General features: G+C 53.1%; 10 protein-coding genes and 1 pseudogene. 9 read left to right on the top strand and 2 right to left on the bottom strand.

All coding sequences use genetic code 11. The features are described from left to right. Positions 1 to 73: 73 nt before the first annotated feature. Positions 74 to 526 (bottom strand): IS200/IS605 family transposase, encoded by a 453-nt coding sequence (tnpA, locus tag IPK01_04040; protein MBK7932663.1) that lies wholly within the window; start codon positions 524 to 526, stop codon positions 74 to 76. Between the two features lie 181 nt (positions 527 to 707). On the opposite strand from tnpA, the gene IPK01_04035 reads away from it, so the two are divergent. From IPK01_04035 to IPK01_04020, 4 genes and pseudogenes are all read left to right on the top strand, one after another. Beyond that, positions 708 to 800 (top strand): hypothetical protein, encoded by a 93-nt coding sequence (locus IPK01_04035; GenBank protein ID MBK7932662.1) that lies wholly within the window; start codon positions 708 to 710, stop codon positions 798 to 800. Positions 801 to 889: 89 nt separating this feature from the next. Beyond that, complete coding sequence (locus IPK01_04030) at positions 890 to 1,165, top strand: helix-turn-helix transcriptional regulator (GenBank protein MBK7932661.1); 276 nt, start codon at positions 890 to 892, stop codon at positions 1,163 to 1,165. A gap of 17 nt (positions 1,166 to 1,182) precedes the next feature. Next, a pseudogene (dcm, locus tag IPK01_04025) lies at positions 1,183 to 2,611 on the top strand (DNA (cytosine-5-)-methyltransferase). 62 nt (positions 2,612 to 2,673) lie between these two features. After that, positions 2,674 to 3,594 carry a hypothetical protein gene (locus IPK01_04020; GenBank protein ID MBK7932660.1) on the top strand — a complete coding sequence of 307 codons (921 nt, stop codon included), beginning with the start codon at positions 2,674 to 2,676 and terminating at the stop codon, positions 3,592 to 3,594. Positions 3,595 to 4,007: 413 nt separating this feature from the next. On the opposite strand, the gene IPK01_04015 is transcribed toward IPK01_04020, so the two are convergent. Next, the gene (locus tag IPK01_04015) at positions 4,008 to 4,598 is read right to left on the bottom strand and encodes a Spy/CpxP family protein refolding chaperone (protein ID MBK7932659.1); all 591 of its coding nucleotides are present in this window, start codon (positions 4,596 to 4,598) and stop codon (positions 4,008 to 4,010) included. Between the two features lie 343 nt (positions 4,599 to 4,941). On the opposite strand from IPK01_04015, the gene IPK01_04010 reads away from it, so the two are divergent. From IPK01_04010 to IPK01_03990, 5 genes are all read left to right on the top strand, one after another. Continuing rightward, complete coding sequence (locus IPK01_04010) at positions 4,942 to 6,867, top strand: 1-deoxy-D-xylulose-5-phosphate synthase (GenBank protein ID MBK7932658.1); 1,926 nt, start codon at positions 4,942 to 4,944, stop codon at positions 6,865 to 6,867. Between the two features lie 3 nt (positions 6,868 to 6,870). After that, the gene (locus IPK01_04005) at positions 6,871 to 7,647 is read left to right on the top strand and encodes a thioredoxin domain-containing protein (GenBank protein MBK7932657.1); all 777 of its coding nucleotides are present in this window, start codon (positions 6,871 to 6,873) and stop codon (positions 7,645 to 7,647) included. Continuing rightward, a complete protein-coding gene (locus IPK01_04000; protein ID MBK7932656.1) occupies positions 7,644 to 8,090 on the top strand; it encodes a vitamin K epoxide reductase family protein in 447 nt (148 codons plus the stop codon). Before IPK01_04005 ends, IPK01_04000 begins: the two co-directional genes overlap by 4 nt. 86 nt (positions 8,091 to 8,176) lie before the next feature. Continuing rightward, positions 8,177 to 15,109: a carboxypeptidase regulatory-like domain-containing protein gene (locus tag IPK01_03995; GenBank protein ID MBK7932655.1), complete on the top strand. Its 6,933-nt coding sequence runs from the start codon at positions 8,177 to 8,179 to the stop codon at positions 15,107 to 15,109. A 55-nt stretch (positions 15,110 to 15,164) separates the two neighbouring features. After that, positions 15,165 to 15,740, top strand: coding sequence for a sigma-70 family RNA polymerase sigma factor (locus IPK01_03990; protein MBK7932654.1), 576 nt, complete (start codon positions 15,165 to 15,167; stop codon positions 15,738 to 15,740).

Raw genomic sequence — 15,740 nt, 5'->3', positions numbered from 1 at the left:
TTGACTGTAGCCGTGGGTAAGAACCCACGGAAACGATAAACAAAATCATCTCGTCGCGTTAGCGACGCTTGAATCAGTCGAACAAATACCGCTCATCATATTCGATGCCGTGCTTCTGAAGGAGAGCAACATATTCCTCCTCAAAGCTCCGATTTGAATGATGCTCGCGTTGGTCCTTTATATACTTTGTCACCGATGAGATCGCGGAGTGCGAAACGGAAAACACGCCGTAACCATCTTGCCATCCAAAATTCGACATTCCTTCAAATTCCCGACGAATCCCGTACGACGAATCTCCCTTTAGTGCTTTTGCTCCCTCACTTGAAGACATCGTCGTAGGCAAACCTACGAAAGCGTGCACGTGGGTCTCAATACCACCGATTTGAATCGGAGTCATTCCATGGTGTTTGGCAACGCCGGCAATGTATGACCAAACACGCTCTTCAATATTCGCCGAAATCAACTCGGCACGATTTTTGGTGCTGAATACAAAATGTAAATAGACTTGGGAATATGTATTGGCCATCTTCAATCGTCGCTACGCGACGCGGACATCGTAACCCATTTTCCGTGGGTTTTCACCCACGGCTACAATCAAATATCGCTACGCGATGAATTGCACTTCATCTTACTGATATGATTGGACCTTGAGCTACATCCGCGACAAACGATCTCCCGTCCCGCTGAGCGAAACCACCTCACGCGTAATGGCCGCCAACCGCGACCGCCACACAAAACCCGAACTACGTTTGCGCAAAGCCCTCTGGGCAAAAAACCTCCGCGGCTATCGCCTCAGTTAGTAACCAATCAACCCACAACCATCAACAAATAAGTCGATTTTGGACTATTCGAAATCCGACTATAGGCTTCGCTTAGAAGAGAATCACCAATGGAAAAATCTATTTACTCAAGGGAGTACTCCCTTTTTCTTGAACAGCTTCGAACCGCCCGCGAGGAGAAGGGCTTGACGCAGATGGACTTGGCAGAACGACTCGGCCAAACGCAGAGCTTTGTGAGCAAAGTTGAACGCGGAGAACGACGGGTAGATGTGGTCGAGTTAAGAGCATTTTGCAAATCAATCGGCGTTCCATTGGCTAAGTTCATTTCGATTGTCGAGTCCATTCTCGATAGTCCGGACTCGAACCGAGAGCGTTCGACGATCTAATTTTACGAAAACCTGAGATGAGTACATTCGAAGAACATTTAGGCGTTTCTGATGTAAGTCTGGACGAAGTGAAGTCACTCGTCGAAGAGGACTTGAAGGAATATCAGCTTGAACTCAAAAAGAAATCAACAAAGCGGCGAGTTTTGAAAAAGGCTATTGATATTCCCATTTCTCGTTTTGTTAACGGCGAGGCTAATCCGATCGTATCCAGATCGGTATCAAAGGAATCGGTCGGTAGTTCATTTTCCTTAATTGACTTATTTGCGGGCTGTGGCGGTCTTTCACTTGGACTTGAAGCCAGCGGCTTTACGCCATTACTCTTCAGCGAAATTAGCCAACACGCTGCCGAAACGTATATTGCAAATCGGACGGCTTTGGATTTAGTGCCCGTAGGCGATGTCTACAATTTAACGGACGTAGATCTCCAACTTTTAAAGACATTTTGGCGATACAAGGGGATCGAAGATATTGATCTTGTTTGTGGTGGGCCGCCGTGTCAAGGGTATTCCGGGATTGGGCATCGAAGAACATTTAAGCTCGATAAGAAAGACATTCCATCGAACCACTTGTTCCAAGAGATGGTTCGAGTAATCCGAGCCGTCCGTCCCAAGGCATTTCTGTTTGAGAATGTTCGAGGCCTTCTCAACGCACGGTGGACACCTGCCGGAGAAAGCGGTGAGATATTCCGGGCGGTATTGGCCGAATTCGAATCGCTAGAGGACTATCGCATTCGATGGGAACTTGTTCACGCCAAAGACTATGGCGTTCCGCAAAATCGTCCAAGAGTAATAATGGTTGGAATCCGTGCGGACGTTATTCCGGATCATCTGTTGTATGCGGCTGGCCGAGACTCACATCCTCGTCCGGGAGCAGTCGAGGATGGATTTCTGCCAGCTCCGTCGGGTACGCCACCGACGCTCGTGGAATTACTATCGGATTTGGAGGATCCACGCTACCTCACACGGGATGCGACTACGGAATATGTCAACGAACCGGTAACCGAAATCCAAAGGAAGCTGCGGACCGGACCGGGCGGAATCGTCGCGAATAAGGGTTCAAGATTGACAGAACAGGAATATTCCCGCCATTCAAAGCACGTAAGCGACAAGTTTATTCACATGCTTCGAAACGGAGGCGAAATTCCTGAAGAATTTCAAACTAAGAAATTTGCCCAGAGGGTTTTTCCTCGGAGTTGGGATGCAAACGGCCCCAATCTAACAGTTACATCCTTGCCCGAGGACTTCGTTCATTACAGCCAACCTCGATCTCCTACGGTACGCGAATGGGCAAGAATCCAGACTTTCCCCGACTGGTACGAATTCAAAGGCCCCCGCACAACTGGCGGCCGTCGGCGGGCTGGCGATCCAAGTCTCGACAAATGGGATCGAGATGTTCCGCTATACACAGATTGGTAATGCTGTTCCGGTAATGTTGGCAGAAAAATAGGTCAACATTTGGCAAAATTCTGCGCGAAATTGATTCCGGTGTTGAAGATACTAAGGACTGAAATGACATCACTCATTGAACAATTACGCACCGAGGCGGTATCTGACCTTTTTCGACTTAAGGGTTTCGGGACTCATTGGAATCTACGCCAAGAGTTCTTTCTTAACAAACTAGCTGGAGCGACTAAAAAGTCTGATTTAATTAGACTTGGGGATTGTTTGTCAGGAGCTTTCAAACTTGCGGGAAGTGACGACCGTTCCCAAGGAAGTCTCTCAAGTGCTGGTTCTACGTGGGAGGCTCTTGTTGTCTGGTATCTAAATCTTTGTTTGGTTGGAACCCACGCTGTTTGTGTGCGCGGAGGGCCATTGTGTCCAAAACCAATCAAGGATGCGTTGAGCGTTTGCTTTGAAAATTCAGTCCTTAGAAGTGAACCTGACGTGATATTGATTAGTTCTAAAGCACTTGCAGAATCCACGGTCGCCGATACTAGAAAAAATTTACTTCTCAAGGCAAGCGACATTGTCGAAGAAACATTTGATAAAACGGGTGTCGTCAATTTCCAATGCAAAACGAATTGGAATGATAATGCTCAGATACCGATGCTTTGGAATATGCTTTACAATCAGGCTCGTAAAGGGGCGTTAATTCCAAATGGCTTTTCTATAGGGCGCAACGGCTTTTCACTGCAAAATCTGGGGATTTTCGGGTATGCGTTTGCAACTGTTCCAACTCAGAAAAAGGGTCCGCAGGGTTACAAAGCCGAAAATCTAGATGTGATGCGCGTTAAAACAATGTCTGCTGGCAACTATTGGGGTCATCCGTCAAGAAATGGAATTTGTTTATCGCTTGCAGAGTTCTTTAACTTCTTTAATAGAAATTCCACTGTATTTCCTAACGTGGCAGATGTTGGAAAGGAAGCAGCGCTGTTTCTAAATTCCGGTTCGTCAGGTACTAAGAATATTTCTGCTTTTCAATTATTTTAGATCCTTTCACAAGACCTCGTCGTAAATACTGGGAGATGCCTTTGGCGGTGCGGAGGTGGCGGATGCGGTGGCCGAAGGCTTTTAGGAGTTGTTCGTCGGGCATATGATCTCGCGTTGAGTGTTACGCCCTTATTAACGTGCGGGCTTGTGCAATGAGATCAAAACTATACTTATTGTATGCGTGGGATCAACAGACAATTAGTAGCGTTTGGGGAAGGGACGAGGGACGAGGAGAGCAAGGCGGAATGCGGAATGCGGAATATCGAATGCGGAATTCAGAATATCGAATATAGAATGCGGAATTAAGATTCTGAGATCAGGAATCAGAAGAAAAGGCGTGGAGCTTTTGCTTCACGCCTTTGGTGTTTACGGAACCCGGTCGCTACCGCTCGCGGTTCTGACAAGAATACCGACTAGTTCTTGGGTTTGTCGGTGGTGGTTGTGGCTGCCGGGGTAGCGGCTTTGCGTTCCATACGCTGTTTGCGGCGTTCTTCCATTTTGAGCTTCATTTCAGCTTTTTTGGTCTCGATCTGGGCTTTCTGCTCGGGGGTCAGGATGGCCTGGATCTGTGCTTTGACAGATGCGTGCTTTTCCTTGGCCTGAGCTTTGAGCGTGTCGATGCGGGCCTGCTGGTCAGCGGTGATGGTGCCGGCACGTTTTGCGGTGCGAAGCGTCATCATCTCGTCGCGAAACTCCTGGCTCGGCTTGTTGGCTTCGTGGATGGCCTTGAGCTGCACCTTTTGTGCTTCGGTCAGTTCGACGAAGCGGAACATTCCCATACCGCGATGTCCCATCATGCCCTTGCCGCCGCGTCCGAATTTGCCGCCAAATTCGCCGCGTCCCATGCCGCGTTTGCCGTGGCCGCGATGGTCGCCTTTTACTTTCTCGACCTTGTCCGGCGTGGTCGTGGTGGTCGTTACTTCCTGAGCCATGCCGATCGCTGAGAATGCGAAAACTGCGGCTCCGAGTGTGATACCTGAAAAGAATTTATTTTTTAATGACATTGTTTTACTCCTTATGATCTTGTCTAGCATTTACGCTTTCGGTACTAAGACGCGCTTCGAAAGCGTTTAGTTGAAACTATTTACGTCGAGATGTGCAAAGAAATGTAAAGGGGCTGGGGAAGTGACGAGTGATGAGTGACGAGTGGCGAGGGATGAGTGTTGAGGGGGTGAGTGATGAGGTATGAGGGATGAGGGGCGAGGAGGGGATCGATGTTAGTCAACGGTTCATTATTATTTCGACTACCGACTACCGACTACCGCTACCAACTACCAACCACTGCCAACTTGCACATTTAGGGCATAAAATGCGAAATTTGAATGTTCGAGTGCGGTTTTTTAGTACATGAGATTTCTGAACGAAATAAATTCGCCGGCCGATCTGCGGCAGCTTAAGGTCGAGGATCTGCAGGAGGTCGCGGATGAGGTGCGTCAGTTCATCATCGACACGTGTTCGCTGATCGGCGGGCATACGGGTGCAAGCCTTGGCGCGGTCGAACTGGCGGTGGCGATGCATTATGTTTTTGATACGCCGGACGACCGTCTGGTGTGGGACGTCGGGCATCAGGCATACGCGCATAAGATATTGACCGGACGCCGCGACCAGCTGCATACGATCAAGCAGCCGGGCGGTTTGTCGGGATTTCTGCGGCGTGACGAATCGGAATACGACACGTTCGGTGCGGGGCACGCCTCGACGTCGCTGTCGGCAGCGTTGGGGATGGCCGTGGCGAGGGACAAGCAGGGCAAGGACTTTCACGTCTGCGCGCTGATAGGCGATTCGTCACTCGCGGGCGGCATGGCGATGGAGGCGATCAATCAGGCCGGGCATCTGAAATCGCGAATGATCGTCGTGCTCAACGACAACGAGATGTCGATCGCTCCGGCGGTCGGTGCGCTGTCGCGTTATCTCAATCGCATCAAAGAAGCTCAGAGCTATCAGCACATCAAAGAAGAGATCGGCGATGCCCTCGAGAGCGTGCCCGGAATCGGCGGCAAACTGCGTGCGGCGGCGAAATCGTTCAAAGACGCGATCGCGGCGGCCGTTCTGCCGGGAGCGTTGGTCAACGAGCTCGGGTTCAAATATATCGGCTACGTCGACGGCCACAACGTGCCGATGCTCGTGCGGGCGTTAGAAGAGGCAAAGAAGGTCGACGACGGCCCGGTTATCGTTCACGCGCTGACGACCAAGGGCAAGGGATTTCCCAATCCCGAGAAAAATTACTACGCGTATCATGCGACCGGGCCGTTCGACCCGAAGACAGGTTTGCCGTACAAATCGGGCAAGGCAGCTGCACCGTCGTACACCGCAGTTTTTGGCGACACGATGTGCGAGCTGATGGCCAACGACGACAAGATCGTCGCCCTAACGGCCGCGATGCCGGACGGAACTGGTGTTGATAAGGTGCTCGAGAAATTTCCCGAGCGGGCGTTCGACGTCGGTATCGCCGAGCAGCACGCAGTGACATTTTGTGCCGGCATGGCCTGCGAAGGCATGAAGCCGGTGGCGGCGATATATTCGACATTTTTGCAGCGTGGCTTCGATCAGGTGATACACGACGTTTGTCTTCAGGACCTGAACGTGACGTTTGCGATGGACCGTGCCGGCATCGTCGGTGCCGACGGGCCGACGCACCACGGTCTGCTCGATATCGCGTATTTCCGCGGCTATCCGAACATCGCTCTGATGGCGCCCAAGGACGAGGCCGAACTTCGCGACATGATCCTGACGGCGATCGAATATCCACATGCGGCGGCGATCAGATATCCGCGGGGCAACGGTTTCGGCGTCGATATCAGTGCTCCGCCGAAGCTGATCGAGGTCGGCAAGGCCGAGATACTTCGCGAGGGCAAAGATGCGGCGGTGATCGCGTACGGATCGATGCTATATCCGGCGGTCGAGGCTGCGGAAAATTTGGCGAAAGCCGGCGTGCAGGCAACCGTTATCAACGCTCGGTTCGTCAAACCGCTTGATGCCGAGACCATTCTCGCAACGGCGCGCAAGACGCAGTTGATCGTGACGGTCGAAGAGGCGTATCTCGCTGGCGGTTTTGGTTCGGCAGTGTTGGAACTACTCGAGGAGAACGGCCTGCAGGACGAAGTAAAGGTGGTGCGAATGGGCGTGCCGGACGAGATCGTTACGCACGGCGACCCGAAGAAACTGCTCGCCGATTACGGCCTTGACGCCGACGGCATCGAAAAACGCGTTCTTGCGTCATTGGAAGATCTGAAAAGCGGCCGGGGCTCGAAAAGCCGGCTGAAAGTAGCATAAAAGATGAGCAAACAGGTACAGAAAAAGAAGAGCAACGCTCCGTTTATCATAATCGGGCTGTTGGCGGTCGTGGTGGTCGGTGCCGTATTGTACGGCGTCGGAGCGTTCGGCGGCGGATCGAAGAATACCAATACGGCAGCGAACAAGCCGGGAAATTCGAATGCGGCAAAAACCTCGGCTATTCCGACCAACGCACCTCCGGGAGCGATGCCGCCGCAATATGCCGGTTCGCCGACCGCGACTGTTACGATCGAGGAATTTGCCGATTTTCAGTGCGGTTCGTGTGCCGCGACCTTTCCGATCATGAACGAGATCAAGTCGATGTACGGCAGCCGTATCAAGTTCATATATCGCAATTTTCCGCTGGCGATCCCGCAGCATGACAAGTCGTATGACGCCGCCGTCGCACTCGAAGCCGCCGGGATGCAGGGCAAATATTGGGAGATGCTAGCGCAGCTCTTCCAAAATCAGCAGAAATGGACCAGCGATCCTAATTTCAGGCAGATCTGGAACGATTATGCCAAACAGATCGGGCTCGACGTGAATAAATTTACGACAGACCTTGCCGGCATTGCCGCCAAAGGCCGTGTCGATGCGGACATGGCCCGCGGACGGGCTTTGAACGTGAATTCGACGCCGACGCTGTATATCAACGGCGTGATGGTTCCGTATAACGACGTCAAGGTCGATTCGCTCAAGGTCATCATCGACGCCGAATTGGCAAAGGCGGCGGCTCCTGCAGCGGCAAACCCGGCGACGCCGGCCACTCCGAGCAAGTGACGAACGAAGACTCGATAGAAAGCAGTTCGAAACCGTGGGCGGCGATCCTGGCGGCGATAGTTTCGCTTGCCGGCATCGCCGACGCGGCATATCTCACGATCCATCATTACACAGCCGAGCCTGTCCCGTGCAGCGTATTCGAAGGCTGCGAACAGGTCCTCAACAGCCAATGGGCAACGATCGGCGGCGTGCCGCTGGCGATATTCGGCCTTCTCGCATATTTCACAGCATTCTCGCTCGCTCTGCTCACGATCTTCGGCAACCGGATGATGTGGAAATTCTTCGGCGCACAGGTCGTTATCATGGCCGGCGTCTCCGCCTGGCTCATCTACGTCCAAGCCGCTATCATCGGCGCATTCTGCCAATTCTGCCTGCTTTCAGCTCTCATCACGACGACGCTCCTCGTCATCTTTATCGTCTCGCTTTTTAAGCGATCAAAATAAACCTAAAGAATCTGAGCCTTTTCATCTAGCTTTTCTGCGTTATTGAATAGAAACCAAATTTCAATTCAAAACGAGGAAAAGCCAGAATGTATTCGCATGTATTTCGACGCCGCCCGCTATATTTCACTACCGCCAGTTCGACATACTTCAAGATCATTCTTGTTGTCAGCCTTTTCCTATGTGTAACGGTGGTGAGCAGTGGGCAAGCCAAGCACGATTCTGAAAGATTTTGGATCGACAAAACGGCAGGATCAAATACCTCGTTCGAAGGGGAAACGATCGACAAGTGGGAAATGCGCCAGCACCTCGTTCCCGGAACCTATCGCGTACTGAAACTGGACGCCGCCTCGTTCAGGGCCTTTCTGATGAGGGCACCGATCGAATCTGAGACGGCTGTCGAACGAGGCGGACTGGTTGTTTCGTTACCGCTGCCGGACGGCCGATTTTCGCAATATCGGGTATTCGAATCCTCTGTTTTTACGCCCGAACTAGCGCTCCAATATCCTGATATCAAGACCTATAAAGGATTTGGTATTGATGATCCGACGGCGACGACGCATTTTGAAATGACGTCGGAAGGTTTTAGAGCGATGCAGGCGACCCAATTGGGCAACCTGTTCATCGATCCCGCGATCAACTCAGATCGCGACACGTTAGTCGTGTATAACAAGCGCGATTACTTTCGGTCGGACAAGGACAGCTTTTTTTGCAGCGTTGGCGGCGAGAACCGCAAGATAACAGGTGGTGACATTTCGGAGGCGATCCCGCAGCCGCCGGTCCGGCCTAACAGGCTGCGCACGTATCGGCTCGCGATGGGTGTTACTTGGGGCTATGTCTCGTTTCATTTCAATCGCGGCACTACGGCGGCGAATGCGATCGCGACGACCATTAGCCGAAATAACGTCATGTACGAACGTGATCTGGCTATCCGTCTCCTAATTAGCGCGACCATCATACCGACAAGTGCTGCCAACGACCCTTATGTCAAATCAGACGGAACGCCAATGACGGGTAACGAAGCCTATGCGGCGAATCAAGGAATTATTGACGGCCAGGTCGGCAGCGGAAATTACGACATTGGGCATGTAATGGGCACAAATGGCAGTGGCGGGCGAGGCGATATCGGACAGGTTTGTAATAGTGGAAACATCTTTATTGCGGGCAGAAAGGCCAATGGAATGACATTCACGGCCTCGCCAGTCGGCGATCCGTTTGATGTTGACTATGTGGCTCATGAGTTCGGGCATCAATTTGGCGGTAATCATACCTGGAACGCCATAAACTCTGGGTCTTGTGTTGCCGGCGGGCGAAGTGATATTGCCTCGTACGAGATAGGCGGCGGGACGACGATCATGGCATACGCCGGAATTTGCGGTGACGCTGATCTGCAGCAAAATTCGGACTCCTATTTTCACGCAAAAAGCGTTGAGCAGATACTGCTAACGACGACGACCGGAGATTGCAATTGCGGGCAGGAAATAGGCGCGGTGAATCAATTGCCATTTGTAGACGCCGGTACGGGCTATAACGTTCCGGCGTACACGCCATTTGCTCTAACCGCAACGGGCAGCGATCCGGACGGACAACCGCTGACCTATTCGTGGCAGCAATCGAATCTCGGCGATTCAAATCCGCCGTATGGTGACAACGGCAATCGTCCGCTGTTTCGAGCTCCGGCCGGACTGCCAAGCACGTCACCCACCAGAACCTTTCCGAGTATCAATTACGTCCTAAACAACGACAACTCCCCGCCGGACAACTATACATCCAGCAACGGGAGCATATTCCGCACAGGCGAAGTAATGCCGTTCGTCGATCAGACAATGGATTTTACGGTGACTGCCCGTGACGGTGCGGGTGGCGTCGCGCTCGATACGACTTCGGTCTACATTACGAATACCGGCCCTTCGTTCAAAGTTTTGGTCCCTGACGGAGGTGAAGTATGGAACAGTGGTGCAGACCATATCATTCAGTGGCGAGTGAGCGGAACCGACGCTCCTCCGATCAGCGCAACGCATGTAAACATACTCCTCTCGGTTGACGGCGGCGTGAACTTTTCGACGATCCTCACGAACACGCCGAACGATGGAAGTGAGACGGTATATATCGGAAACCAGTCAACATTTTATGCCGCCGCAAGGATCAAGATCGAGGCCGCTGGTAACATTTTCTTCGATATCTCGAATGCCAACTTTAGCTTGCGACCGGCATACGCAGTGTCGGGACACGTGCAAAACCGGGCTGGGCAGCCTGAGCCCAGCGTCACGATCACGCTCAATGAGCTCGGAACAACGACGACGACGAATGCGGGCGGCAACTTTACGATCATCGTTCCCGGCAGTAGCACGTTTTCGCTAACACCGAGCAGGGCCGGAACGACATTTTCGCCCACTACCTTAACGCTGCCCGTCTTATCGGGCAACTATTCGATCCCGGACCCATTTCTGACCAACGGGGAGGTGCAGATCTCGGGCCGTATCAAAGACCAGAGCGGAGCAAATCTCAGCGGCATAACTGTTGACCTGAATGGCGGCGAGCAGACGGCTGTTACAAATGCGAACGGAATTTATCAATTCGATGATGTGATCGAGGGCAGCAACTACACAGTGTCACCTCTATCGGGCGATCACCAATTTACACCGCTCAACCACTTGATCATGAATCTCTCGGGTAATACAACGGTGCCCGATTTTACGGGGCGAAGCCTGCGGCACAAACTGGTCGGAACTATTCGCGAACAGGGCACGAACCAGCCAGTCGTGGGCGTGACGGTCACTTTGAGCGGAACACAGTCGGGCACTGTTCAGACGAATCCTATGGGTCGTTACGAATTTCCAAACTTGCACGAGACGGGGACGTACACGGTAACACCGACCTTCGGCTATTGGGAATTTGTCCCGCCAAGTCAGACGTTCAACAACTTTCCAGGCGATCAAACGCAGGATTTTGTCGGTATCAGTCCGCCGTTGATCATCGGGACAATTAGGGACATTTGCGGTGACACGGTTAGCGGCGTCGCTATTACGGCTAACCCGTCCGGCTCGACCGTCGCGACCGACGGAGCCGGGAATTTCTCGCTTCCTGTTCCTCGCGGCGGTACTTATACGATCACGCCTTTGCTCGCAGGCTGGAGCTTTGATCCGGCGAACAGGAATATTCCCAGCATCGCCGCAAACGTTCCCGGCCAGAATTTTCTCGCAACTCCGCCGACCATTGACTACGTTTGGACGGGCATTGGCGCAGGAACGGGGCCGAATTTTGATGCTTCGTGGGCGAATCCGAATAACTGGACCGTGAATAACCAGCCGACCAACGGGCGGTTTCCGCGGTGTGTTGATTACGCGACGATCGAAACTTCGACGGCGGTGCATTTAGCGGGGCCGCGGACTGTGAAGCGATTTACTTATAGAGCAGGCGAGGTTTATGGCGGGGAGCTAACCGTAACTGAGCGGATGGACTGGCACGGTGCGGGTGCGGCGAATCAGAACGCTTTGATCTATAACGCAGATCTGACCATCCCGAACGGTTCGGAGCTGCATCTGCAAGGCAGCGATCGCAAGGCCTTGCACGGGGGCGTGCTGACGAATGAGGGCACGATAGTGTGGACCGGAGAGTACATTTCTCTGGACTCAACCGCGCTGAACAGCGTTTGCCGGATCGATAATTTCGGGACTCTTCGGCTCGAATCGACGATCGACTTCCAGCTTTTTCTGAACGGTGGGACTACCTGCGTCTTTAATAACAAAGCGGGAGCTGTGATCACAAAGCCGGTAGTAGCCAATTATGCTCCGAACACGGTTTTTCAACAGTTCAGCAGTTTTTCGAATGCGAAGCTCAACAACGAGGGAACGATATCTACGAATGCCGGTCGGCTGCTGATCTTGGGCTCGGCCCAGTTTAAGAACGGGACACGGTTCGAGGGTGGTGGAGTCACGCTGCTGAACGGCGGGTTGACGACTAAGAAAGTTTCCGGACAAGTAACGATCGCAAACGGTGCAACGCTTGAGACCGGAATTGGCGGGCTCGACGGGAACGGCTACGGCGGTGTGACGCTCGAGGGAACTCCGGCAGGTTCGATCAATACCGAAGGTACGGGAACGTTTTTGGTCGGCAGCTTTACCGATTTTGACGGGACGATCAATCTTTACGGCAAAACCGATATTGAAGTCACTACCAACACCTCGAACCCGAGCGTTAGTCTCGAGACCGCTAATAACGGCATCGATACGATCAATAACAACGGAACCGTTAACTGGCGCGGCAACACGCTTTATATCGGAAGTTCGGTGTTTAACAACCACGGAACATTCAATATTTTGAGTGACGATATTCTTCAGTCGCAGGGGTCGGTTCCGGGCGTTGGCAGTGTATTTAACAACTTTTCGGACGGAACGGTCCGCAAGAGTAACACTTCGGGCGTGACCGATTTTATGACCTATCCGTTCCTGTCGCGATTTGATAACAGTGGGCTTGTGGACATTCAAACCGGCAAGATGCTGATCCACAACGGCCTCAGCAGCGGCAAATTTAGGACGGCCGCAAATACCGAGATCGAGATCCAGCAGAACGAGATGTTCACGTTTCTCGGTGCGGATCTGGAGAGCGGCGGAGTTTTTCGTAACAACGGCGGCACGATGTCGGGCAGTTTCCGCGGCACGCTGCAGATGCTGAGCGGCAATGTGGCGGGAGATATGACGGCTTTGTCGCCGACATCGACGTTGCCGGGCGGCACGTTTGACTGGCGTGGCGGACTGATCGGCAATGCCAATATGAGCCCAACACCGACGATATTCATTATCCAGGCCGACGCGGCGATGCTGATCGATGCAAGCGACCAGGCGACCTTTAGCGGCAGTTTTGGGAATACTGTCGTAACCAATAATGGCACCGTGCAGTGGACAGGGCAGGAAAACACGAACATCGGGGTCGGTGACGGCGGCAATAATACGGGGCTGATCTTTCACAATAACGGGACTGTGTTTTTGCAATCGGACGGAACGCTGTTCCGGCACGGCGACAGCAGTATCATGACGTTCAACAACAATGCATCGGGCATTTTCAAAAAGAGCGGCGGTAATGGTTCAACGAATCTCGACGTTTTTGGCCACGACTTTAACAACTTCGGAACGATCGAGATAAATTCGGGGGTGATCGAGGGCGGCAGTGTTGAGTTCGAGTTCAAAAACAACTCGCGGATCAAGAGCGGCGGAGGCCGTTTGTCGCTCAACGGCGGCGGCGGAACAAGCGACGCTGTTGGAACGGTAACGCTCGAGGGCAGCGGTGATCCTGATAATTTCGTGCTTGAACTCGGCGGCGAAAGCAACGGCGTTACGCTCGACGGTAACGGGCTGACATTCCTATCGAGCAATAGCGGTGGTTTTCTGTGGACAGGCGGCACGATCAAAGGCAATGTCGTGCTCGGCACCGGTCTGCGGACCAAGATACGTTCGGCCGGAATTGTCAGCAATGTCACGCTCGACGGTTCGCTTTCGAACGGGGGAACATTCGCGTTGGAAAACGGTATGGATTGGCACTTCGGTTCGTCCGGCAGTTCAACATTTACAAATCTGGCGGGCGGAACGTTCGATCATCAGACGGCCGGAATCATCAATAATCAATCAGGGTTTGAGTTCAATTTCGTTAACGCCGGAACGATGAATATTGGTGGGCCGACGGGCGTTTTCAACGTCAGCGGAGCCGGTGTGAATGCGGTCAATTTTACCAATCAGACAACCGGCGTGGTGAACATGGACATCGGCGGTGCCGCCGATTTTGACAAACTGATGGCTCCAGCGTCGATGAATTTCGGCGGCAGGCTAAACGTCAATTTCACCGGCGGTTTTGAGCCGACGGTGGGCGACGAATTCAAGATATTCGACGGGCAATTGACCGGAATGGCGAGGCAGGGAGCGTTCTCGCAGGTTTCGGTGCCGAACATTAACGGCAAGTCGCTGCGGCTCGATTACAATGACGATGACCTGACGCTGCAGACGGCGGCTGTATTCATTTGGTCGGGTGCGGTGGACGGCAATTGGAACGACCCGGCGAATTGGCAGGGCGGACAGGTTCCGACGGCCGATGGCCTTGTGGAGATCCCGGAAACGGGCGTGGTAAATTCGCCTGATCTCGGTTCGATGAGCGTAAACGTCGCAAATCTCGTCGTCGGTGACGGCCAGAACGTGATCGTCGGTGACGGGCAAACGATTACGGTTGACGGCGTCTTAAAACTCGATGGCGGCGATGTCGATACGACCGGAAGTTCGCTGCGACGCCTTGGTGGTGCTAATGGCGGCCTGCTCGTCATCGGAGCGAACGGAGCGGTCGATCGGACGGACGGGCAGGTAAACGGAAAAATGAGTAAGATATTCGCCGGGCCATCGAGCTTCACGTTTCCGGTAGGCACTGCAAGCGGATATTCGCCGGTCGATGTAAACGCCACGGCTGGAAACGGCCAAATGACGGTGGAAGCAAAGCAGGGCATTCATCCGAACGCGAGTGCGACGAGTGCAATCTCGCGTTTTTGGACTCTGCAGGGCTCAGGAATCACGTCGAATCTAACGTTTCATTACCTCGACGGCGACGTAAACGGTATGGAAAGCCTGTACCAGATATTGAAGGTTAGCGGCGGTACATCCACCTTTTATCCTCATAGTCCGCCGCAGGTAACAGTCGATGCAGTGAATAATTCAGGCTCGGTCAGCGGCGTCACGAGCTATTCCGATTGGACGATGAGCGCCAATCTCGGGCCCACAGCGGCGAATGCCTCGATCAGCGGGCGGCTAGTCACCGCAAGCGGAAACGGCATGGCGAAAGCGGTTGTTACGATATCGGGCGGAAACCTCTCGGCACCTCGACAGGTCACAACAAGCTCGCTTGGCTATTACCGGCTTGACGGCCTGACCGTTGGTGAAACGTACGTCGTCACGGTCGCCAGTAAGCGATATACATTTCAGACTCCGTCGCGGCTGATCAGTCTTTTGGACGATGCGGTCGATGTCGATTTTACGGCAGATCAATAGGACGCTTTAGTTTTCTTCGCGGTTCACGTTAGAATGTCGCTAAACGTGAACCAAGATGAGTGAAGGCGAAACCTCACAGACCGAGGCGACAAACCTCTTGATCGGATACAGCCGCGGGAAGCGCGACGGTCTCGATGAGTTGTTTCCGGTCGTCTATGAGGAACTGAAACGTCTGGCGCGCAATTACCTCAACCGCGAGCGGGCCGGACATACGCTACAGCCGACGGCGCTTGTTCACGAGGCATATATGCGGCTGATCGACCAACGTACCGTCGATTGGCAAAACCGGGCACAGTTCTTTGGCATCGCCGCACAGATGATGCGGCGGATATTGATAAACCATGCCGAGACGCGTACGGCTGAAAAACGCGGCGGTGATGTGACCAAGGTCGGGCTCGATGCGGCGTCGAACTTTTTTGAGAAGCAGGAACTTGATGTTCTGGAGTTGGATGATGCGTTGTCGCGTCTTGCTCTGATCGATGCTGATCAAGCGAGGATCGTAGAGTTGAAATTCTTTGGCGGAATGACCAACGAAGAGGCCGCCGAGGTGACGGGCGTTTCGCTCGCGACCGTAAAACGCGAATGGAGCATGGCCAAGGCGTGGCTGCTGCGTGATCTGTCGAGCAAATAG

The sequence above is a fragment of the Acidobacteriota bacterium genome (assembly GCA_016713675.1).
Taxonomy (GTDB): Bacteria; Acidobacteriota; Blastocatellia; order Pyrinomonadales; family Pyrinomonadaceae; genus OLB17.
This window is presented reverse-complemented; position numbering and strand designations above follow the sequence as displayed.